Below are 24,731 nucleotides of genomic sequence, written 5' to 3' on the forward strand. Positions count from 1 at the left end.
CGGATGTGATTACTCATCATCAAGAGGAACCAGCTTGGTGTTGCCGCCATGAACTTTCTCACGCTGTCTTTGCACCAGAGCGTAGAAGCCTGGGATCAAGAATGTACCTGCTAGAAGCACACACAATAGACCACCAATCAGCGACACGCCGAGTGAGTTTTGACTCACGTGCCCCGCGCCAGCGGCAAAGATAAGCGGGAAGATACCTAGGATAAATGACCAAGATGTCATATTCACAGCGCGGAAACGTAACGTGCCTCCTTTAACCGCTGCACTATCGATATCAGCATCTTTTTCTTCACGCTCTTGCTTGGCGAACTCCACAATCAAAATTGCGTTTTTCGCCGCCAAGGCTATGAGCAAGACAAGACCAATTTGGGCATACAAGTTAAGCGGCGTGCCAGTTAGATTTAACGCAAGGAAGGAACCTAACGTGGCTACTGGGACCACCAAAATAATAGCCAGTGGAATACTCCAACTTTCATACTGAGCCACCATAAACAAGTAAATGAAGATCAAAGCCAGCGCAAACGCATAAATGGCTTGGTTGCCCGCAAGCACTTCCTGATAAGCCATACCTGTCCATTCATACGTGTATCCTTGTGGAAGAACTTCAGCAGCAACGCGTTCCATTGCGGCAATCGCATCACCACTAGAGTAACCCGGAGCTGGTTGGCCTTGAATGATAGCACTGCGGTACATGTTGTAACGCCATGCCACATCAGGCTCAAACACTTGCTCGTAGCTCACTAGCGTACTTAACGGGACCATATCACCGTTCGAAGAACGAACATGGAAACGCTCTAGATCTTCCATGCTGCTACGGTGCTGGCTATCAGCTTGCATGGTTACGCGGAAGTTCTTACCAAACATGGTGAAGTCATTCACATAAAGCGAACCTAAGTTGCCTTGCAAGGTTTGAAAAATAGACGACAGCGAAATACCTAATTGCTGCGCTTTCTCACGATCGATATCAACGTAGTAGTGCGGAACATTCGCGCGGAACGTGCTAAACGTGTAGGCAATTTCAGGCGCTTGGTTGGCCGCTTGGATCATTTCTCCCATGACCATCGACAAATCGGTACGACTTCGCCCTAGCGTGTCTTCAAGCACAAACTCAAAACCAGACGCAGCGCCCATACCAGGAACCGCTGGTGGTCCCATCGCAAAAACAACCGCTTGAGGTAACTCTGTCGCCGCTCGACCGTTAATACGTGCCGCGATAGCATTAGCAGAGTGCTCTCCTTGCAGCGAGTTACGAGTATCCCAATCATGCAATTTGATAAATACAGAAGCACCGTTTGATGCTGCTGCGCCTGTCATAAACGAGTAACCGTTCGCAACCGTCACACCATCCACACCAGGTTCTTCACCGATCATTTTCATTAAATCATTGGTGACTTCTTCAGTGCGTGATAAAGAGGCTGAATCTGGTAGCTGTACGTTAACCAGCAAAATGCCTTTATCTTCTTGAGGAACAAACGCTGTAGAGGTGGTTTTCGCAAAGAAAGTGACCGCTGCGATAGCAACTATAAAGAACGTCACGAGCAGTAAAGACTTCTTCACCAAGAAACCAGCGATCTGGCCATAACGCGTAGTGATGCGCTCTAAGCCTCGGTTGAAAGCCTGGAACCAGTTAGCGGTATTGCCCCCACCCTGCTTCAATACCAGAGAACAAAGTGCTGGAGACAGCGTCAATGCATTGATGGATGAAATCACAACCGAAATACAGATGGTCAAAGCGAACTGGCGATACATGATACCGGTGATACCTGGCAGCATGGCGACGGGTATGAATACCGCAAGTAGAACCAAGGTCGACGTGATGATTGGTCCCGTTACTTCTTTCATCGCTAGCAACGTCGCTTTACGCGGTGAAATGCTTGGGTCTTTCGCCATGGTAGTATCGACGTTTTCGATAACCAGAATCGCATCGTCCACCACGATACCAATCGCAAGGATCAAGCCAAACAAAGTAACCGTATTAATGGTGAAGCCCGTTGCCTGCATGATGGCAAACGTACCAATCAGAGAAACGGGGATCGCGACAACAGGAATCAACGTTGCACGCGCACTACCCAAGAACAAGTAAGTTACAGCAATCACCAATAGAATCGCTTCAATCAGTGTTTTTACTACCCCTTTGATCGATTCAGATACGAACACGGTTGTATCGTAGCTGGTCTCGTATTCCATTCCCTCTGGGAAGTTTTTGCTCAAGCCTTCAAGGAGCTCCATGACGGCCTGACCACTTTCTAACGCATTCGCATCCGATTGAAGAGACAACGCAACGATTGACGCGTCCTGGCCACGGAACTTACCGTTACCATCGTAGAACTTTTTGCCTAGTTCAACGCGAGCAACATCTTTCAGATAAACCGTAGAGCCATTGGGATTAGCTCGAAGGACTACGTTCTCAAACTCACTCACGCTTTCCAAGCGACCTTTGGTCACAAGGTTAAACTGAACTTCTTGCGGATTGTTGTATGGTGCTGCACCTACACGCCCTGCCGCAACTTGAACGTTCTGTTCAGCCAAAGCGGCGTATACGTCTGACGTGGTTAGCTTAAGGTTGGCCATTTTTTCAGGATCTAACCAAACACGCATTGCGTATTCGCCACCACCAATCACGTTAACTTCACTGATACCTTTCGCACGAGCCAACTGATCTTTTACATTCAAGTTAATGTAGTTAATCAAGAACTGATCATCGTATTTGCCATCAGGTGAATAGAAGTTAAGTACCATCAGCAAGTCAGGTGAACGCTTTTTCACCGTCACACCAACCATGCGAACTTCTTGAGGCAGTTTTGACTCAATCTGTGACACGCGGTTTTGCACGTTAACTTGCGCCATATCTGGATCGGTGCCAACATCGAACGTGACGTTTAGGCTGTAAGAGCCATCGTTCGCGCTCTTTGAAGACATGTATATCATATCCTCAACGCCGTTGACTGAGGTCTCTATGGGGTCCGCAATGGCCTGCTCGACAACTTCCGCACTCGCGCCAGTGTAGTAAGCCGAAACGCTTACTGATGGCGGGCTTATCTGTGGGTACTCAGCCACTGGCAAAATCGCCAGTGAGATCGCGCCGGCTAGCGTTAATATGATCGAAATAACCAGCGCGAATTTAGGTCTCTGAATAAAGAAACGACTTAACATAGTGCCCCCCTACTGCTTATCTTCAGCAGGTGCTTGAAGGCGCACTTCTACACCATTACGCACACGTTGTAGGCCTTGTGTAATAACCGTATCTTCCTGATCGAGCCCTTCTCGAATGATAATGCCTTGTTCAACCTGAGGGCCAAGCTCGACGTTACGACGCACTGCCACACTTCCCTCAGCCATCACCATCACAAAGTCACCTTCTAAGTCAGTCTGTACGGCACGTCGTGGGATAACAATAACGTCTTTCGTGTTCTTATCTCTCAAGTTCACTTTGATGTGTTGACCCGGAAGTAACTTCTGCTCTGGGTTTGGCACTAGCGCGCGCATAGCAATCGTACCCGTTTTGGTGTCAATACGATTACCTAAGAAATCAAGCTTACCAAGATGCTCAAAAAACTGTCCATTTTCCAGTTCAAGCTGAACTTCAACGCGGTTTGATTCAGCCGAGCCATCACCTTTTACTTGATCCATACCCATAGCTAAACGCTCACGCTCACTCACACTAAATGAGGTATGAACTGGATCTAAACTCACCAGAGTTGTCAGCACGCCAGATGATGGAGAAACCAGATCACCCGTACTCACTTTGGTATCACTAATACGTCCGCTAAAAGGTGCTCGGATTTGAGTATAGGAAAGGTTAACTTCAGCAAGTTTAAGTTGAGCATTTGCCGCTTCTAGCTCTGCTCTCGCACCAAGAAGTGCCGCAGTTAAAGCATCAAACTCAGATTGAGAGATACTACCGCGAGGCAACAAGTTTTTACCTCGAGTATGATCTAATTCGGCTTTTTTTAGCGCCGCTTTAGCTTGTGCAAGTGCGGCTTTAGCACTCGCGACTTGGGCTTCAAAAGAAGATGGCTCGATAGAGTAAAGGAGCTGCCCTTTTTCTACCATTTGCCCCTCTTCAAAGTGACGAGCTTTTAAGTAGCCAGAAATCTGCGCGGTAATATTGGTATCTTCTACTGCTTCAATGCGACCGATATAAGACTTGCTCGGTTGGTAGTCGATAACCGTGACATCCTGAGTCACTACGAGAGGCGCTTGACCTTTCGTTTGGGCATTATTAGCTTCCCCGCATCCAGCGAGGATTGCTGTAGCCGCCATTAGTGCGACAAGTGGTTTCTTTTGCATGTATTTACCGTCTTTATAGAACAGGATATTGTTGAATTCCTATCAACCTTACTCCTTGCTGCCACTGAAAACTTCACTGAAAAGCGCCCAAGGTGTTTCTAAATGTAAACATGAGAAACAAAAGGAAAATAAAGTAATTTAGTTAACAGTGGTATTCAATGAGCAATATACATACAACTCAATCATAACTATTTAATATACGCCTTAGGAGATCGCGAATTTTAGCGTGTGCTTGGAAACACTAACGGGAGTATTGTATTCGGGCGTAAAGTGAGATTCAGTGCTCAAGATAAGAACGTTTTGTGGCTAAAAAGGTAAAAAGTGACGCCTTCATACTCAAGACCCCGATTTTGACTATTTTTTTAATGTAAATGGGTTATCATTCAATTAATTCAACGCCTTCGACAGAGAGGATGACTATGATTTCTAAATGGGCGAAACGCTTTTACCAGATGGCAGAACTAGTGGCGTCTTGGAGTAAGGACCCATCAACACAAGTCGGTGCCGTTATTACTAAACAGAATCGCATTGTATCTGTTGGATTTAATGGCTATCCACATGGTGTTTCTGACAGTGTCGACACCGATGAGCGCGAGTTGAAATACCTTAAAACACTGCACGCGGAAGAGAACGCAATTTTGTTCTCAAAACGTGACTTAGACGGATGTGATATTTGGGTAACGCATTTTCCTTGCCCTAACTGCGCGGCAAAGATCATTCAAACAGGGATCTCACACGTACACTGCCCTGAGCAGTCTGAAGACTTTTTATCTCGCTGGGGAGATAAAATCCAAGTCAGTCAAGATATGTTCGATCAAGCGGGTGTGAAAGTCGACTGGTTACCACTAGAAGACATTGAAATTGAAGACAAAGACGTGCGCTAGTATTCCATCTTAATATTTAAATAGCCCAGGAAGATCTGGGCTATTTTGTTATTAAATCTGCAAGAGGTCTCGACGTAGTCTTTTAACTGTGTTTTTTCGCTGTGAGCTCAGCAATTTTGACAATAACGAGTACTGATTTTTCCATCATTTCAACAGAAATAAACTCATGAATTCCGTGGAAGTTAAAACCACCGGTGAAGATATTCGGGCACGGCAAACCCATAAAAGATAAACGAGCACCATCTGTACCACCACGAATAGGTTTTATAATCGGTTCCACATCACACGCTTCCATCGCTTGCTTTGCCAGCTCAATGATATGAGGGTAAGGCTCAACCATTTCTCTCATATTGTAATAGCTGTCTTTTATTTTTAGCTCTACAGAACCATGGCGTAAACCCGTGTTCATTTCATCGACGAGTTTCTGCATAAAGGCTTTTCGATCCTCAAGTCTTTGACGGTCAAAGTCTCTAATAATGTAACCTAGCTCGCTTCGTGCAACGCCCATTTCTGCCGATTTTAGATGGAAGAACCCTTCGTAACCTTCGGTTGTTTCCGGAGTTTGATCTTGGGGCATTTGAACTTGAAATTTCGCAGCCAAGTTCATCGCATTGACCATTTTGCCTTTTGCAGTACCTGGATGAACGCTAACACCATGAAAAATTACATCAGCGTTTGCTGCATTAAAGTTTTCGTATTCCAATTCACCTTGCGGGCCACCATCTATAGTGTATGCCCATTTCGCGCCAAATTTCTTAACATCAAACAAATCTGCACCACGACCGATTTCTTCATCCGGAGTAAAGCCGATACAAATGTCGCCGTGTGGAATGTCTGGGTTTTCCAGTAGCAGAGCTACCGCGGAAAGAATCTCTGCGATACCGGCTTTGTTATCCGCGCCAAGTAATGTAGTGCCATCGGTAGTAATAAGATTGTGGCCATGTAGGTGATGTAAATCTGGGTATTGCACGGGAGATAACACTTCATCCCCCAACCCTAATGCAATATCGCCACCCTGGTAATCTTCGATGAATTGCGGCTTTACGTTTTTGCCAGATGCATCCGGCGCGGTATCCATATGGGCAATGAAGCCGATAGGAGGAACCTCATAATCAACATTGGCTGGCAGTTTAGCCATCAAGTAGCCATTTTTATCCAAAGTCACGTCACTTAAACCAAGCTCGATCATCTCATTTTTAAGTAACTCAGCAAACACAAGCTGACCAGGTGAACTTGGGCAAAGCGTCACATGTGGATTGGATTGGGTATCAAACGTGACGTATCGAAGAAATCTTTCAACTAAATGTTTCATATTTATTCTCATTGTTTTGTACGATGAGGCCTTATCACGCATTGATAAGCTGACGTTGCCTCATCAAACCTCACGCTATGTTACGCTCTTAGCTCAATAAGAATTTGCTTTGAATCATTTTTTGATAAGAAAGGCTTTTGCGCTTTGCTTTCGCTCATTGAAGCATGAATTTAATCTAAAAGTTCCTCAGCCAGTACTCGCCACTCTTTAACCTTTTCACGAAAATGACGCCATTGCTTATCGGTCATCGAACGAGAAACATCTAATGTCAGTTGATCAACCAATGCAAAGTTAGAATCAATATTCAGAGAAAGCTGCTCACTATAATAACTCTCTGGCTCGAACAAGAGTCGCATAAATATATCTTGATAAGTCACAACATTAGATTTGTTGTCGAACAAGTATTCGAGCTCTTGATATACCGTGGCTCGATAATCTCTCCATAAAGGGCTGTTTAAAATAACTTGCTGAGAAAATGTTTGAGCTAATTGACGCTGATTTCCTGATAGATTCCCCAGCCATTCTTCCATCCACTCTTCAGTGTTATCCAGAATAATTTCACGCACTTCGTCTTCTGTCTTATCGGCATATTTTGTGTTTCGCTCTTGATAATGTTCTTGTACATTACTCAAAAACTCGCGTTCTTGCTCTTTCGTTAATTGCAAACTTAACGCAAAAAGATCTGGTGCTGCTTTGCTGACCACTCTATCGTAATGCGCTCGCATTCTATCTCGATTTTGTTGTAAGTAATTTAAGGTGATATCGCTCGCTTTTAATCTCTCAAGGTCTTTTAAATGTTCGATATATATTGGTAACTCCTCTTTCTTGTGCCAGTCTGCCAACAATAATAAGCGCTCTTCCACCAGGACTTCTTGTTCCCCTTGCAACGAGACATAGTCCTCTAAGTAATCGAGCACGAACCAATCGATATTGCTGTATAAAAACTTTTTCGCACAACCGGCAAGCAGAAATACGAAGCAAAATAGAAGGCCATAACGAAGCGCCTTATTAGATACATCCTTTAATTTAGTCACTTATTCGTATTCCCTTTTCTGTTGATTAAGTTCTATACTCAACCTGTATCACTTAGTATTGCGGCAAACTTACACCAGTGTGACAAATATTGATTGCCACCTTAATAATATATAGAGTTTGAAATTAACTTTTTGATCACAGCTATCCGCAAAAAAGTGAGTTAGAGCGCAATTATCGGCTAAAAAACGTACCGAACGACGCTCCCTATAACGGCATATAATTTGCATGGATGTTTTTTGGATGGTTTATGGAGGCGAAGTATGGCAGCCGCTGAGCAACTTGATACCAGTGTAGAATATGAGATTCGATATTTTGAACAGGGGAAAATGCACTGCATGAGAGTCATTGCTGAAAGCAAAAAAGTGGCTTATCAGTACTATTTGGAGTGTGGTAAGCACAACAGTGACTTGTACTCTATTCGCCCAGACAAGTAAAAAAACCGCCTAACAGGCGGTTTTTTTACTTGTCAGAATCCATATAACTGTTTGATTTTATTTATTATTACAGATTAAAATCCAACAATGTTATTTGATGTCGCCAAAGCGCTCAAGATAAAGGACGGTTGCTGCAGTACGAGAAGGAACTTGAAGCTTTTTAAGTAAACTCTTCATATGTACTTTAACCGTAGACTCAGAGATAAAAAGACGATCGGCAATTTGCTTGTTGCGGAAACCTCTTGCCACCTCTCTTAAGATCTGCGATTCACGATCGGTCAGTGTATCAAACACGTCCTCTTGCTCTGAACGTTCACTCAAATACTTAGAAACTTCTTGGCTGTATGCCTTGTCCCCTTGATGCGCTTGTTTTAGCAACTCAACCAACTCATCAGGCTCAGTGTCTTTCAATAAATAGCCATCGGCACCACTTCGAACTATTGCTTCTATATCTGCTGGGCTATCCGAAACGGTTAGAATGACAATTCTGGCTTCACAGCCATCTGCACGCAGTGCTTGCAAAGTATCAAGGCCAGACATGCCTTTCATATTAAGATCAAGAAGTACAAGATCCAGTTCCAGCTCATGCGCTTTCGCTACTGCATCCGCGCCATTACTTGCTTCTGCAATGACCTCAAACTCAGGCTCAAAGCTTAAAAGCTGGTGGATACCTCTTCGCATGAGTGGATGATCATCCACCAGCATTACTTTACACACTGTCACTGTTTACTTCCTTACTATGTTGGAATTCTAATTTTACGGTACAACCTTTGTTTATCGATGCTTCGATGTGCAGATCGGCATGCAGTCTAGCGGCCCGCTCTTGCATGATACTCATACCGTAATGATTTAATTTTTCGTCTTGATGTTCAAAGCCTATTCCATCGTCGCTAACGGTTACTGTGACTTTTCCATCATTATCGAGACATTGAATGTGAATATTATCTGCTTGCGCATGTTTGATAGCATTAATTGCCGCTTCTCTTATCAACTGTAGTAAATGAACCTGCTGATGTGCATCCAGTTCAGTTGATGAAAGTCTATTTTTTAGCGTAATGTCCGCAGTAGTTTGTTCACTGAGCGTTTCAACCATGTCTTGCAATGCTTGGCCAAAACTGCCCTCTTTAATCGTAAGACGAAACGTCGTCAGTAACTCGCGTAACTGCGTATAAGCCGCAGATAAGCCCGTATCTAGCTCAGCAATAACTTGATTAGCCTGCGCGATCGCCTTTTCGTCAGGCAAGTTCTTTACGCTTCTCTTTAACAAAGCGACCTGAATTTTTAAGTAAGAGAGTGCTTGAGCCAATGAATCATGCAACTCCCGAGCAATAGTGGCTCGCTCTTCCATCAGCAGAATTTGTTCTGCTTGGCGCTGCGCCCGATTGTAATACACGGCGCGTGATAAAATCTGCACGAAGTTGTCAATAAGAGCCTCGTTCGGACAAGGTAACCCTGCTTTCCAATATAAATAACCCAAGTGCTCACCATCTAGCATCAGGGCTTTACCGTGGCAATCTTCATCACAATCTTGGCAGCATTCTTCTCCTTCCATCAATATCCAGCTCGGTTCTCCCAGCTGCTCGATTTCAAGTTTGACCGCTTTAATGCCCTCAAGACTGACGATATGCTGCAAAATCGCCTGGAAATTGTCTTGATTAATACGCGACGCCGTGAGTTCTTTTGACGAGTCATACAGCACTTCTAAAGACTGGTTGGCATGCTGCAATTTACGTGTTTTCTCATCAACCGCTTGTTCTAATCCTCGGTACAACTTACCAAGGTCTGTCGCCATCCGGTTAAAGGTTCGAGTCAGTATTCCCATTTCATTATCGCTAGATACATTGAGCGATATATTGAATGAGCGATTTTTAATTTGCTCGCTAGCAAAAACTAAGGCACGCAGAGGTCGAACAACTTCGAGGCGCACAAAATGAACGACAAACATACTGACACAAAGGATGCCACCCAACCCTAACCCGCCGATCCAGGCTAAGTTAATCAGTTTTTGCTCCGAAAAGCTTTGCAGCTTAAATACAAACTCATCGATTTGTTCAACAAAACCGGCCACTAGGAGTTGATATTCTGCCGGGTTGTCTCCTCTAAGCACCGCCTTGAGTTCATGCCATCTGATAATAAGACGGTAGTAATCGTGAGTGATGTCTTCTGGCACAGACCAATGCTGAAGCGCTTTCATTGAAGGTGAATATATCGAATGTTCAAATGCGTCAATATGTGAAGAATAGTCAACAGATTTAACCTGAATATCATTCGCCAGACGGTAGCTTTGCATTCGCATCGAGCCAGCAACATTGACGGCTTCAGCATCGTTCAAACTGGACGCTAACGTAAAAATTGCAAAACCAGTCGTAGCGACTGAGAGCAGCAAAATAAGAAGCATCGCGGACGCAATCGTGCGCGTCACCGACTTTTTCACATTTTTAAACAATCTGAGTTCCTCGCCCATTAACAATCCTATTTGTACGTGCAATGAACCCATTACCTTTCAACTTTATCAATATGTGATCACCTGCGACGGAATTTATTGATCCAAAACAATATTGCATACCATTTACCTCCTAAGAGGTATTTATACAAATATGTCAAAAACTACAATTTCGTTAGTTTAAATGACAGTTTATTAATGAAAATTGTGGACTATGCTTAGTTTGGGTTCCAAGTTTCGAGGTGACTAAGTGGTAGACCTTTCCAGAAGAAGACTCTTTGCAAGAAAAGCGCACCCCGACAACGCCGTACGTTTGCCTTGGTTAACTAAACCGCAACAGTTTACGGACGATTGCACTCGCTGCGGTAAATGCATTGAGGCCTGTGAAACAAAGATTATAACCAAAAGTGATGGCGGATTCCCCTCGGTCGATTTTTCCATCGATGAATGCACATTTTGCTATCAATGTGCAAACGCCTGTCCTGAGCCCCTTTTCTTGCCAGAAACAGAACAACCTTGGCAAGCAAAAGCAAGTATCAACGATAACTGCTTAGCAAAACAAAATGTCGAATGCCGAAGCTGTGGGGATATGTGCGACCCGATGGCAATTCAGTTCAAATTAGAACTGGGGAAAGTAGCACAACCCAATTTAGACCTTGATGAGTGTAACGGCTGCGGCGCCTGTGTTTCAGTGTGCCCGACTTCATCCATCAATGTGAGCAATACAACAGCCTAAGCCGAATGTCGTCGGCCAAAGGCAATAAAAATAAATGAGAGAGCTATATGTCACTAAATGAAGTGCATATTTCAAGTTTGGTAGTACATGTGCTGCCGGAACATTTGGACGAAATCAAACAAAAGATAGAAGCACACGAAAATGCGGAAATCTATGGTGACAGTCCTGAAGGCAAGATTATCGTCGTACTTGAAACTGAGAACCAAGGTTTCATCACAGACACTATCGATGCCATTAACAATTTACCGAACGTCTTAAGCACGGTATTGGTTTATCACCAAATCGAAACTGGGCTTGAAGAAACGGATGAAGAAGACACTGGAACACAACATTCCCAAATCGAGGGTGAAGTATGAAAATGACAAGACGTGCGTTTGTGAAAGCAAACGCGGCTGCATCAGCTGCTGCTGTCGCAGGTGTGACACTACCAGCATCTGCAGCCAACCTGATTGCAAGCTCTGATCAAACCAAAATCACATGGGACAAAGCACCTTGTCGTTTCTGTGGTACAGGCTGTTCTGTTCTTGTTGGCACTCAAAACGGCAAAGTGGTAGCAACACAGGGTGACCCAGAAGCACCAGTAAACAAAGGTCTGAACTGTATCAAAGGTTACTTCCTTTCTAAGATCATGTACGGTCAAGACCGTCTAACTCAACCGATGCTACGAATGAAAGATGGCAAATTCCACAAAGATGGTGAATTTACACCTATCTCTTGGGATGACGCTTTCGACATCATGGCTGAGAAATGGAAAGCTTCCCTCGAGAAAAAAGGCCCAACAAGCGTAGGTATGTTTGGCTCAGGCCAATGGACAGTAATGGAAGGCTACGCTGCATCAAAGTTAATGAAAGCAGGCTTCCGATCAAACAACATTGATCCAAACGCTCGTCACTGTATGGCTTCTGCCGTTGTAGGTTTCATGCGCGCATTCGGTATCGATGAGCCAATGGGTTGTTACGATGACTTCGAGAACGCAGACGCTTTCGTTCTTTGGGGCTCAAACATGGCAGAAATGCACCCGGTTCTATGGACTCGCATTACTGACCGCCGTCTAAGCCACCCTCACGTTAAAGTGAACGTGCTTTCTACTTACTACCATCGTTCATTTGAGTTGGCAGACCACGGCTACATTTTCAATCCTCAGTCTGACCTTGCAATTGCTAACTTCATCGCAAACTACATCATCGAAAACGATGCAGTAAACTGGGACTTCGTGAACAAACACACGAACTTCACTCAAGCAGACACTGACATCGGCTACGGTCTACGTGACGATGATCCGCTACAAAAAGCAGCGAAGAACCCGAACTCTGGCAAACTCACTTCTATCTCATTCGAAGAGTACAAGAAATCAGTAGCGCCATACACAGTAGAGAAAGCATCTGAAATCTCTGGTGTTGAGAAAGAGAAGCTTATCGAGCTTGCGAAGCAATACGCGGATCCAAACACGAAAGTGATGTCTCTATGGACGATGGGTATGAACCAGCATACTCGTGGTGTATGGATGAATAACTTGGTTTACAACATCCACCTACTAACCGGTAAGATCTCGACTCCGGGGAACAGCCCATTCTCACTAACGGGCCAACCATCAGCATGTGGTACCGCTCGTGAGGTTGGTACGTTTGCTCACCGCCTACCAGCGGACATGGTGGTTGCTAACCCTAAACACCGTAAGATTGCAGAAGACATCTGGAAACTGCCAGAAGGTACGATTCCACCAAAGCCTGGCTTCCACGCCGTATTGCAAGACCGTATGCTGAATGACGGCGTTCTGAACTGTTACTGGGTTCAATGTAACAACAACATGCAAGCCGGTCCAAACATCAACACAGAACGTCTTCCAGGTTACCGCAACCCAGAAAACTTCATCGTTGTGTCTGACCCATACCCGACAGCAACAGCACAAGCAGCAGACCTTATTCTTCCTACCGCAATGTGGATTGAAAAAGAAGGTGCTTACGGTAACGCAGAGCGTCGTACCCAAGCTTGGTACCAACAAGTGGGCACAGTCGGTCAAGCAAAATCCGACCTGTGGCAGCTAATGGAGTTCTCGAAACGCTTCAAAATGGAAGAAGTGTGGCCTGAAGAGCTTCTAGCGAAAGCGCCTCAATACCGTGGTAAAACAATGTACGACGTACTTTACCGCAATGGTAACGTCGACAAATTCCCTATCGAAGAAGCTCGTGAACTGAATGACGATGCTCACCACTTCGGTTTCTATGTCCAAAAAGGTCTGTTTGAGGAATACGCAACATTTGGCCGTGGTCACGGGCATGATTTGGCTCCATACGACCGTTACCATGAAGTACGTGGTCTACGTTGGCCTGTTGTTGATGGTAAAGAAACACAGTGGCGCTTTAAAGAAGGTTCAGACCCATACGCGAAAGAAGGTTCTGGTTGGGACTTCTACGGCAATGCTGATGGCAAAGCGAAGATCATTTCCGCGCCATACGAAGCGCCACCAGAAGTACCGAACGATGAATTTGATATGTGGTTATGTACTGGTCGTGTTCTTGAACATTGGCACACAGGCACCATGACTCGTCGTGTACCTGAATTATACAAAGCAGTACCAGACGCAGTGTGTTACATGCACCCAGAAGACGCAAAAGCACGCAATGTTCGCCGTGGTGAAGAAGTACTCATGGCAAACAAACGCGGTGAAGTACGCGTTCGTGTTGAAACTCGCGGTCGTAACCGTCCGCCAAAAGGCTTGGTATTCGTACCGTTCTTTGATGCACGTATTTTGATTAACAAGCTTATCCTAGATGCGACTGATCCACTGTCTAAACAGACAGACTTTAAGAAGTGCCCAGTCAAAATTACTAAGATTGCTTAACCTTCAGATACTGAATGCTACGGCCGTCATTATGGCGGCCTAATAAAGAATTTAAGCCATAAAGGCGGAGATGAAATGATGAAAAAATTACTTGTCGCAGTTTTATCTGTAGGTGCGTTAGTGACAGGCATTGCGCAAGCTGAGTTGGATAATCCAGGTGGTATTGGTGGTCTAGAATCTTTACGTGGAATGTCTCAATTGGAAGATACGCGTCCAGCAGACGAGTTCAAAGACTTCCCTAAAGATCAAATTGTTGAAGACAGCTATGTTTATCAACCACCGTTGATCCCACACAGCATTCGTCACTACGAAATTTCGTTAAATGCTAACAAGTGTCTTGCATGCCATAGCTGGAAAAATGCAAAAGAGTCAGGTGCGACTAAAATTAGCGTAACGCACTATGTAAACAGAGAAGATGCGGTACTGGCAGATATGTCTCCTCGTCGTTACTTCTGTTTGCAATGTCACGTTCCACAAACGGATGCAAAACCACTAGTGGAAAACGAGTTTAAGGCAGTCGATTCGCTTCAGTAATTGAAACGCGAGTACTAAGAGGTTACTTATGAAAATACTTAAAGCGTTTTGGAAGAGACTGTCGAGCCCGAGTAAAGCTGCCGCTGGTGTGGTTTTATTTCTAGGCTTCGCTGGTGGCCTTCTATTTTGGGGCGCATTCAACACAGGTATGGAAGCAACCAACACAGAAGAATTCTGTTCTGGCTGTCACGCGCCGATCGTTGCTGAAATTCAAGAAACAATTCACTACTCCAACCGATCTGGTGTTCGTGCGATTTGTTCAGACTGTCACGTTCCTCATGAATGGACGGATAAGATCGTTCGTAAAGTACAGGCATCTAAAGAGCTATTTGCACACTTCGTAACGAAGACGATCGATACGCCAGAGAAGTTCCAAGAGCGTCGTGGACACCTCGCAGAGCGAGAGTGGGCACGTATGAAAAAGAATGACTCTCTTGAATGTCGTAACTGTCATGAGTTTGATTTCATGGATTACTCTCAGCAAGGATCACGTGCGGCAGAACAACACTCCACCGCTCTAGCTTCAGGCGAGAAAACATGTGTAGACTGTCACAAAGGTATTGCGCACAAACTACCAGACATGAGCGGCGTTGAAGGCTGGCACTAAGGAGACTTACCATGAGTACATTAGAATCTGTAATTTGGCATATCCTTGGCTACAGTGCTATGCCAGTGATTATTCTTTCCGGCTTTGTGGCGGTAGCAGCAATCTCTCTCTGGCTGCTGTCATTTGGTAAGGATAAAGAGGTGTAACGTAACGCATCTCTACTCGTCAACTAGCCTATTTGTTGACACTGAGCGCCGAGCAAATGCTCGGCGCTTTTTATTTATTAATCAATGGTACTTGCCAACAACAAACAAGCAATCATACATAAAAAAAGCGACCATAAAGGCCGCTAAGATTTACTGCTATAGGGAGTCGTTTAAGATTCTTTTACTGGCAGAACCTGTTTGACGTATTGTCCTGGCGCCTCATCAATAACCGGATGGTTTTCTGAGCCAATAGGGAAAGGCTCAACTTGCTCTTTAGGGTTGAATTGGAGTAACCACTCGTTCCAGTGTGTCCACCACGATCCCTCTTTGTGTTCCGCGTTATTCAACCACTCATCAGCAGAGTCATCCAAATTATCGTTCAACCAATAACCATACTTATTTTTAGCTGGAGGGTTCACGATGCCCGCAATATGACCAGATTCACCGAGGACAAACGTTTTGTTACCACCCGTGTTCAGCGCACCACGGTAAGTTCCCTGCCATAACGCAATGTGGTCTTCTTTCGTTGACACAAAATAGCTAGGAATTTTGATCTTATTTAGATCAATCCATACTCCACCAATTTTGACGCCTTTATCTTGCACCAGCTTGTTCTCTAAATAGAGCTCGCGAAGCAAGAAATTGTGAGATGCAGCGCTGACGTTGGTGCTATCGCTATTCCAGTACAACAAGTCGAAATCAACCGGACTGTTACCCTTCAAGTAATTGTCGACGTAGTAGTTCCAGTACAAGCTGTTTTCACGCAGTAAACTAAACGTCACGCTTAAGGAACGGCCGTCCATATACCCTTTTGCGTTATTTTGCGCTTCAATTGCACTAACAATGGTGTCATTGATATACGCGCCGACTTCACCTGGTTGAGAGAAGTCGAGCAACGTGGTGAAGAAAGTGGCAGACTTAATGCGCTTCTTCATACGTTTTGCAGCGTAGTAGGCAACCGTGCTTGCTAAAACAGTACCACCGATACAATAACCAGCAGCATTGATTTGCTCTTGTCCTGTTATATCTTCAATTGCAGCGACGGCTTTCACTACGCCTTCTGTCACGTAGTCACCAAACTCTATGTGCGCTTGTGCCTTGCCTGGATTGCGCCAAGACATCATAAATACACTATGCCCCTGCTCTAACAACCATCGAACCATTGAGTTCTTTGCTGTTAAATCAAGGATGTAGTATTTATTGATGAAAGGTGGGACGATGAGCAGCGGCGTCGCATTCACTTTCTCTGTTAGAGGTCGATATTGAATCAACTCAAACAATTCGTTTTGAAAAACCACATTGCCCTGTGTCGTCGCAACGTCATCTCCCACGCGGAATGCATTGTTATTCGTCATACGAATTTTTAAAATGTCTGCGCTCGACTCAACGTCTTCTTTCAACTGCTCTAAGCCTGCCAGTAAGTTTTGACCGTTTTGCTCAAGTGTCAGCTTCAAAAGCTCTGGGTTAGTGGCGATGAAGTTGGAAGGAGAAAGGGCGTTAATGGCTTGGCGAGAGAAAAAAATAATACGTTCTTTCGTCTTTTCATCTAAGCCTTCCAAAGACTCGATGGTGTCCAGATAGGTCTTACTAAATAAAAGGTAGGATTGTTTGATGAAGCTATACATGGCTTCATTTTGCCACGCTTCGTTTGAGAAACGCTTATCCCCTTTTTCAGCTTCGACGATTTGTGCTTGGTTCCCTGCCAATGCAACATTCTGCCAAATTTGCAGCTGCTGTTCCCACCACTGTGCTTGCAGCTTTAAAATCGCAGCAGGCTGATTCGCAGCTTGTTCGAACAGTTTGGCAGTATCCTCAAAGTTCACTTCTTGCATGGCCTTGTTTAAAGGAGAGTTCACGACTGCCTTGTTCACTTCGAAATCATGCCACCACTGATGATTGGTTTCCTGAAGCTTCACAAGATAGTCCGAAAAGAAGTGTTGAAACATAGTCTTACTCCTATATTCGGAAAAAACAACGCCGCCCAAATCTAGGGGCGGCGAGAATCGGACAAATTACGCTGGAGTAACAGTCTTTAGATTTTCCGAAGTCATTTTCTCAACGTCTTCTTTGAACTCTTTTGCAATCGCTTGAAGCTTGTTGCTGTCATCCATCATTTGTTGAGAAAGTTTAGTAAGTACGCTTAGTTGCTGACTGTTGAAAGCAGTCAATGACGTTACGTCTTTGATTTCTGTCGCTGCTTTCATCTGGTTTAGACCCACTTCACTGTATGTGCGAATGGCGTTCAATTGAAGCTCGGTCAACACTTCTACGTTTTTTGTCACTAGCTTGTTGAACTTCAAGTAAGGTTCTAGATTTTTTTCAGTTTGATCGCTAAATGTTTTGAAGAAATCTGTGTACATGGTTTGTCTCCTAGAGAAAGAATTAAAAATGTCCGTTTAAATAATTACTTAACTGTCTTTACAACCACAGCCGTGCCCATGCCGCCGCCCACACAAAGTGAAGCAACGCCATATTGACCATTTTGCTTATGAAGCTCGTGAACCAGCGTGACTAAGATTCGGTTTCCAGATGCACCAAGCGGGTGTCCTAGCGCGATAGCACCACCGTTAAAGTTCGCTTTATCTTGAATCGCGTTAACTGGAACTTGGTTTGTTTCCGCCAACTGATGAATCACGCCAAGTGCTTGCGCTGCAAATGCTTCGTTTAACTCGTAAACGTCGATATCATTTACTGTGAGTTCTGCTTTTTCGAGTGCTTTATTGACCGACTCAACAGGACCTAGGCCCATGATCTTCGGATCAAGACCCGATTGCGCATAGCTTACGATCTCAGCAAGCGGCGTTAATCCATGCGCTTTAACTGCGCTTTCAGATGCAACGATAATCGCACTCGCGCCATCGTTAATGCCTGATGCATTACCCGCAGTCACAGTGCCTTCGCGGTCAAAAGCAGGACGTAGCTTGCTTAAGGCTTCCATTGTCGCGTTCGCTTTTGGGTATTCATCCGTATCAAACATCACGGTTTCACGGCGTTGCTTTACTTCCACTGGCACAATTTCGTCTTGAAATTTGCCAGCTTCGATAGCGGCTACCGCTTTCTGTTGGCTAGACAGCGCGTATTCGTCTTGCTGCTGGCGAGTTAAGCCGATTTGTTTTGCTACGTTTTCTGCCGTCACACCCATGTGATATTGGTTGTAAACATCAGTTAAACCGTCCGCTATGAGCAGATCTTTTAGCTCCAGATTGCCCATTTTGTTGCCATCACGAATGCTGCTTGGTGCAGCAAACGGAATCTGAGACATGACTTCAACACCCGCTGCAACAACGATCTCAGCATCGCCACTACGGATATGGGACACGGCATCCATGACCGTTTTCATGCCACTACCGCAAACCATGTTTACGCCATATGCAGGAACAGATTCAGGAATCCCCGCAAACAGTGCCGCTTGGCGGCCAACACCCATTCCTTGACCTGCACCAACAACGTTGCCAACAATCACTTCGTCAACCTTGTCGCCAGGCAACTTTGCCGCCTCCAACGCGCCTTTAATCGCTACTGCTGCCAGATCGCCAGCAGAAGTATTTTTCAGGCTGCCACCAAAAGCGCCGATTGGGGTACGCTTCGCCGCTACGATAAATACTTTTTCCATCATCTTATCTCCTTAGTGCATGTATAGGCCGCCGTTCACCGACAAAGTCTCTCCGGTGATATAGGCGCCCGCATCGCTGACCAAGAAGCTCACTGATGCTGCAATTTCTTCTGGTGTCGCAAGACGTTTCATTGGAATTTGGTTCGTGATAGATTCCAGCACTTCTGGCTTCATTTGCTCAACCATTGGCGTACCCGTGTAACCCGGCGCGATAACATTAACTGTTACACCCGAGCGAGCACCTTCGTATGCTAGGGCTTTAGAGAAACCGATCATCCCAGCTTTCGCCGCCGAGTAGTTTGCTTGACCAAACTGCCCTTTAAGACCATTGACTGAAGAGATATTGATGACACGACCACCGCCTTTTTCGCACATTGCAGCAAAGAGGGGTTGCGTAACGTTGAATAAACTATTGAGGTTGGTATTGATGACATCATTCCAAGCTTGCGCAGTCATCTTTTTAAACACGCCATCACGTGTAATTCCTGCGTTGTTGACAACAACATCAATGGTTCCTTCCTCCCCAAGCAATTGCGCCAATTTCTCTGCACACTCTGTCGTGTTTGTTACATCCAACTCAAAAAGGCGAACCTGATCTTTGGTAAACCCTTTGCTGTTGAACCACTCCAGCGCACATTCGTAGTTACCTGTGAAATAAGTAGCGATTACACGGTAACCGTCATTGACTAATTGAGAGGAAATAGCAGAACCAATTCCGCCTTTTGATCCAGTGATCAAAGCGACTTTCTTCATTGAAGACTCCATTCTTAACGGCATTTAAAAAGCAAACTTAATACACTGATGAAATAGTTCACCAACTGACGTGTTTATTTATTCTTTTGACAACCAATCCCGTGCTGCCTTTATTTTAAGTTAACCTAGAAATATTACATTTCAAATAAAAAACTCACCCAATTGCATAAGATTGATTTAGATCTCATTACCCGTAAAATGTTATAAAATGGTTAATTTTACATAAGCCATTGTTTTAAATCACACTTCCACAAAAGCCACACCAACAGAAATAGAAACATAATTATTAAATATCATGCACTTACATACAGAATGGTAGACGTTACATTATGTCATGATTTAAGATCTGAATTTTAAGCCTATATGATTACAACAAACTTGAGATTAGAATAATAATTCAATTATCAGTAAAAATAATTATCAAACATATCATTTAACTACTGCATTTAATGATAATTTAGTTATCAATTCGATTATTTTAATACAGTGATGATTAATACCGATAAAATATAATAAGTTAAATATATTTAATCTAAAAATGATATAAGAGCTTGTCTCATACTGGTGCAATACGCACTATTATGACGCATAGATTAAAATATAATTTCATTTTAAATTTATATATTCGAAGAACATCAACTAGCTACTAGTGAAAGTAATCGTTCGCTTTGTAGTAGCATCCTTTTCCACTTTGCACTATCTTTGTGGCTTCTCTTTAATCACTAAATCATCAACAGATATGAATCTTGCATTGCTCAGTATGTTCATCCCTACTTTCTTTTTTGTCTCAATCACGCCTGGTATGTGCATGACTCTCGCCCTAACGTTAGGTATGAGTATCGGTTATCGTCGCACGTTATGGATGATGATAGGAGAGCTTCTCGGTGTTGCGCTGGTGTCAGTCTCTGCGGTGTTAGGTATCGCTGCGATTATGCTCAATTATCCTTGGATGTTTATCGCGTTAAAGTTCATTGGTGGCGGTTATTTACTCTATCTTGGAGTTGAAATGTGGCGATCGCGAGGGAAACTTGCGATTAATGTCGACAACTTAGAAACACCAAAGAGTGACAATATCGCACTGATCATGCAAGGCTTCGTTACCGCAATCGCAAACCCAAAAGGCTGGGCATTTATGATTTCTCTTTTACCGCCTTTTATAGACCAAAACGCAGCGCTTGCACCGCAACTGATCATACTTGTCTCCATTATTTTACTGTTTGAGTTCATTTGCATGTCTCTGTACGCTACTGGTGGTAAAGGGTTGAAACACGTATTAGGTCAGTCTAAGAATGTACGTCTAATGAACCGTATCGCAGGCACTTTAATGATGGGAGTTGGTGTCTGGTTGCTACTAAGCTAAGGCAAACTGGAAACAATGAAAAATATTCTGAATAAAATAGCTAAAGTCATGGGTGAAGTATTGGACTTTCAAGCCCGAGTTTGGGTTGTGAACGTCTATAGCGGTGAGCATAAAGGCGAGTCTTATGTCGTTAATGAAGATGCTTTCTCTGTACCTCTTCAGTGGATGAAGAAGAAAGGCTACCAAGAGCCAATGTTGAATAAAGTCGAAGCAATGAAGCGCTCACAAGTCTTAGAGTTCGACTTGGGACTTGTGAAACATCGCTTGATGCGCGTGAAATAAGCACAAAAAAGCGCCACTCAAGATGAGTGGCGCAAGCACTTTTACCTTAAAAATAATGCTACGGCGCAGCGTCGATCTCAACTGGAAGATAATGTTTCGGCTCCAGTTTCAACCACTCAGGCAGCACAGTACCAATCGAAATCGAAGACCATGTCCCCGACAGAACGCCAATAAACATGGCGGTTGAGAAACCAGCCAAAGGCGCTCCTCCCATAATCCATAATGCACCAACAGTGATCAATGTCGTACCAGATGTCACCATAGTGCGTGAAAACGTCGCGATAACAGCTTGGTCATTGATGTCTTCTGTTTTCCAACTCTGTTTCGCAATCAACAGCTCACGGATTCGGTCTGCAATGATGATAGAGTCATTCAATGAGTAACCTAAAATTGCTAACACCGCTGCAAAAACGGTTAAGTTGAACTCCATTTGAGTAACTGCAAAAAAACCAAGCACTAAGATCACATCATGGGCCAAAGCAAACAGTGAACCACTGGCCAAACGCCACTCAAAACGGAAACACAAGTAACCGAGAATACTCAACACACAAATCAACAATGCTAAGCCACCTTGTTCAAACAAGTCTTGGCCAACTTGAGCGCCAACTATACTGTTGCTGACAACATCAACTTGGTGAGAGATTGGCTTCAACACCTCTTCTACACTTGGCAACGTTTGTCCATCTTCCGGCGCAGAGTAACGAATCATCCAACGGCCATCTTCACCAGAGCGTGTCACTGACGCAGATTCACCAAGCTTTGGTTGCAGAACGTCAAGCAGATCATGGTTAGTTAGCTGCTTATCTACCTTTACTTCTGTCACCATACCGCCAGTGAAGTCCAAACCTAGGTTCAACCCTTTAAAGCCTAGAGCGACGATCGCGATCACCGTTAAAATGATGGAAACTAGCGTAGTAAAGTAGCGAATTTTACGAATATTTTGTTTTAGCATTTCGACCATGATTAAACCCTCACATCACGACGGGCATCGCGGCCCCAAATTAAATTGATCATTGCTCGAGAGGCAAATACGCCTGTAAACATACTGGTTAACAAACCTAATCCGAGTGTTAAGGCAAAGCCTTGGATTGGGCCATTACCGATGGCGTACAAAATCACGGCGGTGATCATGGTAGTAATGTTGGCATCAAGGATGGTCGAGAATGCGCTGTCAAAGCCAAGATCAATCGCTTGAGCGAAGCTGCGGCCTTCACGCATTTTGTCCTTAATACGTTCAAAGATAATAACGTTGGTGTCTACTGCCATACCGACGGTTAACACTAAACCGGCAATACCCGGAAGCGTTAGAACCGCTCCTGGTAACAAGGCGATTAAGCCAAGCAAACAAAGCATGTTGGCACAAAGCGCCACGTTTGCTACCCAACCTAAGCGGCGGTACCAAAGTGCCATAAAGGTCAGTGTTAGTCCCATACCTAAAGCCAGTGCTGCAAAACCGTTTTCAATGTTTTCTGCCCCCAGAGAAGCACCGATTGTTCGCTCTTCCACAATAGTAACCGGCGCGGTCAGTGACCCCGCGCGAAGCAATAGCGCCAACTGCTGCGCATCGTCCATGCTACCTGCCCCAGTAATACGGAACTGGCTACCAAGCTGAGATTGAATAGTCGCGACGCTGATAACGCGCTCACTACGCTCAGTTACACCGCGATCGTTTGTTTTGTATTCACGGTAAACGGTCGCCATTGGCTTGCCGATGTGAGTTGCTGAGAAGTCACTCATTTTCTTACCACCAGCGTGGTCAAGAGAAATATTGACTTCTGACATGCCCATTTTGTCGACACCAGCACGAGCGTTCACGATGTGCTCGCCCGTTAGAACTGGTCGTTTTGACAAAATCACAGTACGACCATCATTATCTTGAAGAACAAGATCTTGGCTGCTGTGTGCTTGGCTCGCATCTTTCACTTCATAAAACGCCAAGCTTGCTGTTGCACCAATAACGTTTTTCGCTTGAGCAGGATCTTGTACACCAGGGAGTTCAATTCGAATGCTCTCTTTACCTTGGCGTTGCACTAGTGCTTCTGTGATACCAAGTTCTTCAATACGACCACGCATGATCTTCAGGTTTTGTTGAAGAGTCGACGATTGAAATTCTTGGATATTTTGTTCACTCGGTTCAAGCACAAAGCCACGAGATGAACTTTTTGAAATCCAGCCCGGGTAGTTTTGACGCAAGAACTTGTTCACTTCCGACAATGCTTGCTCGCTGTCACTGTTTACCGTAATTCGGTTGCCGCTCTCTGCTCGAACTTGCACACCACGAACACGTTGATCACGTAGGTTCGCTTTGATTTCATCAATCAACGCATCACGTTGTTCTTCAAACGCTTTATTCACATCAACATTCAACAAGAACTGAACGCCACCACGAAGGTCAAGACCGAGCTTAATTGGGCTAAAGCCCATCTCATTTAACCATTCTGGCGCAACCGATACGTATGAGAAAGTGATGCTGTCGTCTTTATTTAGCTCTTTGTTTAACAACGCACGAGCTTTACTTTGCGCATCTTCACCATCGAATACAATGGTTGTTTTGCCGTCTTTTTCGATGATTTTGTCGGCTGAAATATGGTTGGTTTTTAGCAGTTGATTCAGATGAACAACCGACATTTCGCTGTTGTTTTGATCCGCAAACGTCAACTGGATAGAAGGCTGTTCACCAAACCAAGTTGGTATAGCACTTAGGGTTAAAATAATGACTGTCGTGATTAATACGACATATTTCCAAGCTGAGTAGTGATTCATCAGCTTTCTGTTCTTTTGCTGCTTTGGTGTTTTTTTCATGTAAACATCATCCCTTCACAATGAAGTGAAGCTTTTAATAACAAGGCTTAACACACGACAGATGCTCCCAGAATAAATTCAGGGTATGAAATGCTCAGAACGCTCACGTCCTGTCGAATACAATCGTCGTGCTAAGAGTGCACAATGGTGCAAATAGATGGTGTTTAGGCAGAAAACTGACTATTGAGTGCGACGTACATGGCATTGGTCTCTTTCCAACCAGAAATGCGATGATCGCTTGTGAAATGATAAAATGTGGACTGGTTGTGACGCCAGTTAATGTCCATCAAGCTGTATGCGTAACCCGCATCAGCGTAAAACGGAGTAGTGAGATCGCCGACAAAATCTACGTGCTCGTCATCAAGCCCTTCCCGTAAGTAAGACGTCCAGCGCTGAGAGTTAAACAAAGCAACGGAATCGAGACTTGCATGGCCTTCAGATACTGGAGATTGAGAGCTTTCTTCTGAAACTTCAGAAAAATCGACGGAAGAGTTTGGCGACACACTTACGGCTACAAAAGGTTGTAGCTTAGAAAAGTGCGGTACGTGAGCCTTGTGGTCGATTTGCGCAGCAGATACATGCACTGGTAGCAATACCATTGCAAATAGCAGCAAAATCAACTTTCTAAGGTAAATCCAAGGCATAGGAA

General features: G+C 44.4%; 23 protein-coding genes. 10 read left to right on the forward strand and 13 right to left on the reverse strand.

Going from position 1 to position 24,731, the window contains the following annotated elements:
- Positions 1 to 9 precede the first annotated feature (9 nt).
- Together vmeZ and vmeY are read right to left on the reverse strand one after the other, a co-directional pair.
- Positions 10 to 3,162, reverse strand: a complete 3,153-nt coding sequence (vmeZ, locus tag J4N43_RS21540) for a multidrug efflux RND transporter permease subunit VmeZ (protein WP_005373507.1) — start codon at positions 3,160 to 3,162, stop codon at positions 10 to 12.
- A gap of 9 nt (positions 3,163 to 3,171) precedes the next feature.
- Positions 3,172 to 4,299: a multidrug efflux RND transporter periplasmic adaptor subunit VmeY gene (gene vmeY, locus J4N43_RS21545; RefSeq protein ID WP_005389044.1), complete on the reverse strand. Its 1,128-nt coding sequence runs from the start codon at positions 4,297 to 4,299 to the stop codon at positions 3,172 to 3,174.
- 419 nt (positions 4,300 to 4,718) lie between these two features.
- Here vmeY and J4N43_RS21550 point away from each other — a divergent pair, with 419 nt between their 5' ends.
- Positions 4,719 to 5,183 (forward strand): dCMP deaminase family protein, encoded by a 465-nt coding sequence (locus J4N43_RS21550; RefSeq protein ID WP_005373515.1) that lies wholly within the window; start codon positions 4,719 to 4,721, stop codon positions 5,181 to 5,183.
- Between the two features lie 82 nt (positions 5,184 to 5,265).
- Here J4N43_RS21550 and pepT read toward each other — a convergent pair whose 3' ends face one another.
- Together pepT and J4N43_RS21560 are read right to left on the reverse strand one after the other, a co-directional pair.
- Positions 5,266 to 6,495 carry a peptidase T gene (pepT, locus tag J4N43_RS21555; RefSeq protein ID WP_053349258.1) on the reverse strand — a complete coding sequence of 410 codons (1,230 nt, stop codon included), beginning with the start codon at positions 6,493 to 6,495 and terminating at the stop codon, positions 5,266 to 5,268.
- Positions 6,496 to 6,665: 170 nt separating this feature from the next.
- Entirely contained in the window at positions 6,666 to 7,529 is an 864-nt protein-coding gene (locus tag J4N43_RS21560) for a DUF6279 family lipoprotein (RefSeq protein ID WP_053349259.1), read from the reverse strand.
- Positions 7,530 to 7,790: 261 nt separating this feature from the next.
- Here J4N43_RS21560 and J4N43_RS21565 point away from each other — a divergent pair, with 261 nt between their 5' ends.
- Entirely contained in the window at positions 7,791 to 7,964 is a 174-nt protein-coding gene (locus J4N43_RS21565) for a hypothetical protein (protein WP_005373524.1), read from the forward strand.
- 90 nt (positions 7,965 to 8,054) lie between these two features.
- Here the strand turns inward: J4N43_RS21565 and J4N43_RS21570 are convergent, their stop codons facing one another.
- Together J4N43_RS21570 and narQ are read right to left on the reverse strand one after the other, a co-directional pair.
- Positions 8,055 to 8,669 carry a response regulator gene (locus tag J4N43_RS21570; RefSeq protein ID WP_031777156.1) on the reverse strand — a complete coding sequence of 205 codons (615 nt, stop codon included), beginning with the start codon at positions 8,667 to 8,669 and terminating at the stop codon, positions 8,055 to 8,057.
- A 4-nt stretch (positions 8,670 to 8,673) separates the two neighbouring features.
- Positions 8,674 to 10,410: a nitrate/nitrite two-component system sensor histidine kinase NarQ gene (gene narQ / locus J4N43_RS21575; protein WP_053349410.1), complete on the reverse strand. Its 1,737-nt coding sequence runs from the start codon at positions 10,408 to 10,410 to the stop codon at positions 8,674 to 8,676.
- 247 nt (positions 10,411 to 10,657) lie between these two features.
- Between narQ and napF the strand changes: the two genes are divergently transcribed.
- The 6 genes from napF to J4N43_RS21605 all read left to right on the forward strand — a co-directional run bounded on the left by napF (position 10,658) and on the right by J4N43_RS21605 (position 15,272).
- Complete coding sequence (napF, locus tag J4N43_RS21580) at positions 10,658 to 11,143, forward strand: ferredoxin-type protein NapF (protein WP_005373529.1); 486 nt, start codon at positions 10,658 to 10,660, stop codon at positions 11,141 to 11,143.
- A gap of 47 nt (positions 11,144 to 11,190) precedes the next feature.
- Positions 11,191 to 11,499 (forward strand): chaperone NapD, encoded by a 309-nt coding sequence (locus J4N43_RS21585; protein ID WP_005373535.1) that lies wholly within the window; start codon positions 11,191 to 11,193, stop codon positions 11,497 to 11,499.
- On the forward strand, positions 11,496 to 13,985 hold the full coding sequence (gene napA / locus J4N43_RS21590; RefSeq protein WP_005373537.1) for a periplasmic nitrate reductase subunit alpha: 2,490 nt from the start codon (positions 11,496 to 11,498) through the stop codon (positions 13,983 to 13,985). The genes J4N43_RS21585 and napA overlap by 4 nt, the downstream gene beginning before the upstream one ends.
- A gap of 78 nt (positions 13,986 to 14,063) precedes the next feature.
- On the forward strand, positions 14,064 to 14,519 hold the full coding sequence (locus J4N43_RS21595) for a nitrate reductase cytochrome c-type subunit (RefSeq protein ID WP_005389061.1): 456 nt from the start codon (positions 14,064 to 14,066) through the stop codon (positions 14,517 to 14,519).
- A 28-nt stretch (positions 14,520 to 14,547) separates the two neighbouring features.
- Positions 14,548 to 15,126, forward strand: coding sequence for a NapC/NirT family cytochrome c (locus J4N43_RS21600; RefSeq protein WP_005373542.1), 579 nt, complete (start codon positions 14,548 to 14,550; stop codon positions 15,124 to 15,126).
- 11 nt (positions 15,127 to 15,137) lie between these two features.
- Positions 15,138 to 15,272 carry a TIGR02808 family protein gene (locus tag J4N43_RS21605; protein WP_005373546.1) on the forward strand — a complete coding sequence of 45 codons (135 nt, stop codon included), beginning with the start codon at positions 15,138 to 15,140 and terminating at the stop codon, positions 15,270 to 15,272.
- 170 nt (positions 15,273 to 15,442) lie between these two features.
- Here J4N43_RS21605 and phaC read toward each other — a convergent pair whose 3' ends face one another.
- From phaC to J4N43_RS21625, 4 genes are all read right to left on the reverse strand, one after another.
- Positions 15,443 to 17,218 (reverse strand): class I poly(R)-hydroxyalkanoic acid synthase, encoded by a 1,776-nt coding sequence (gene phaC, locus J4N43_RS21610; RefSeq protein ID WP_017819891.1) that lies wholly within the window; start codon positions 17,216 to 17,218, stop codon positions 15,443 to 15,445.
- 66 nt (positions 17,219 to 17,284) lie between these two features.
- Positions 17,285 to 17,632 (reverse strand): phasin family protein, encoded by a 348-nt coding sequence (locus J4N43_RS21615; protein ID WP_005373550.1) that lies wholly within the window; start codon positions 17,630 to 17,632, stop codon positions 17,285 to 17,287.
- 44 nt (positions 17,633 to 17,676) lie between these two features.
- Positions 17,677 to 18,885: an acetyl-CoA C-acetyltransferase gene (locus J4N43_RS21620; RefSeq protein WP_053349411.1), complete on the reverse strand. Its 1,209-nt coding sequence runs from the start codon at positions 18,883 to 18,885 to the stop codon at positions 17,677 to 17,679.
- Positions 18,886 to 18,897: 12 nt separating this feature from the next.
- Positions 18,898 to 19,638: an SDR family oxidoreductase gene (locus J4N43_RS21625; RefSeq protein WP_005373555.1), complete on the reverse strand. Its 741-nt coding sequence runs from the start codon at positions 19,636 to 19,638 to the stop codon at positions 18,898 to 18,900.
- A gap of 739 nt (positions 19,639 to 20,377) precedes the next feature.
- On the opposite strand from J4N43_RS21625, the gene J4N43_RS21630 reads away from it, so the two are divergent.
- Both J4N43_RS21630 and J4N43_RS21635 read left to right on the forward strand, forming a co-directional pair.
- The gene (locus tag J4N43_RS21630; protein ID WP_021035942.1) at positions 20,378 to 20,998 is read left to right on the forward strand and encodes a LysE family translocator; all 621 of its coding nucleotides are present in this window, start codon (positions 20,378 to 20,380) and stop codon (positions 20,996 to 20,998) included.
- Positions 20,999 to 21,013: 15 nt separating this feature from the next.
- A complete protein-coding gene (locus tag J4N43_RS21635) occupies positions 21,014 to 21,280 on the forward strand; it encodes a hypothetical protein (RefSeq protein ID WP_005373566.1) in 267 nt (88 codons plus the stop codon).
- A 58-nt stretch (positions 21,281 to 21,338) separates the two neighbouring features.
- On the opposite strand, the gene secF is transcribed toward J4N43_RS21635, so the two are convergent.
- The 3 genes from secF to J4N43_RS21650 all read right to left on the reverse strand — a co-directional run bounded on the left by secF (position 21,339) and on the right by J4N43_RS21650 (position 24,726).
- Positions 21,339 to 22,241 carry a protein translocase subunit SecF gene (gene secF, locus J4N43_RS21640; RefSeq protein ID WP_053349260.1) on the reverse strand — a complete coding sequence of 301 codons (903 nt, stop codon included), beginning with the start codon at positions 22,239 to 22,241 and terminating at the stop codon, positions 21,339 to 21,341.
- A 2-nt stretch (positions 22,242 to 22,243) separates the two neighbouring features.
- Positions 22,244 to 24,082 carry a protein translocase subunit SecD gene (gene secD / locus J4N43_RS21645; protein ID WP_053349261.1) on the reverse strand — a complete coding sequence of 613 codons (1,839 nt, stop codon included), beginning with the start codon at positions 24,080 to 24,082 and terminating at the stop codon, positions 22,244 to 22,246.
- Positions 24,083 to 24,246: 164 nt separating this feature from the next.
- A complete protein-coding gene (locus J4N43_RS21650; RefSeq protein ID WP_005373572.1) occupies positions 24,247 to 24,726 on the reverse strand; it encodes a hypothetical protein in 480 nt (159 codons plus the stop codon).
- Between the last annotated feature and the right edge of the window lie 5 nt (positions 24,727 to 24,731).

This window comes from Vibrio sp. SCSIO 43009 (genome assembly GCF_023716525.1).
GTDB lineage: Bacteria > Pseudomonadota > Gammaproteobacteria > Enterobacterales > Vibrionaceae > Vibrio > Vibrio alginolyticus.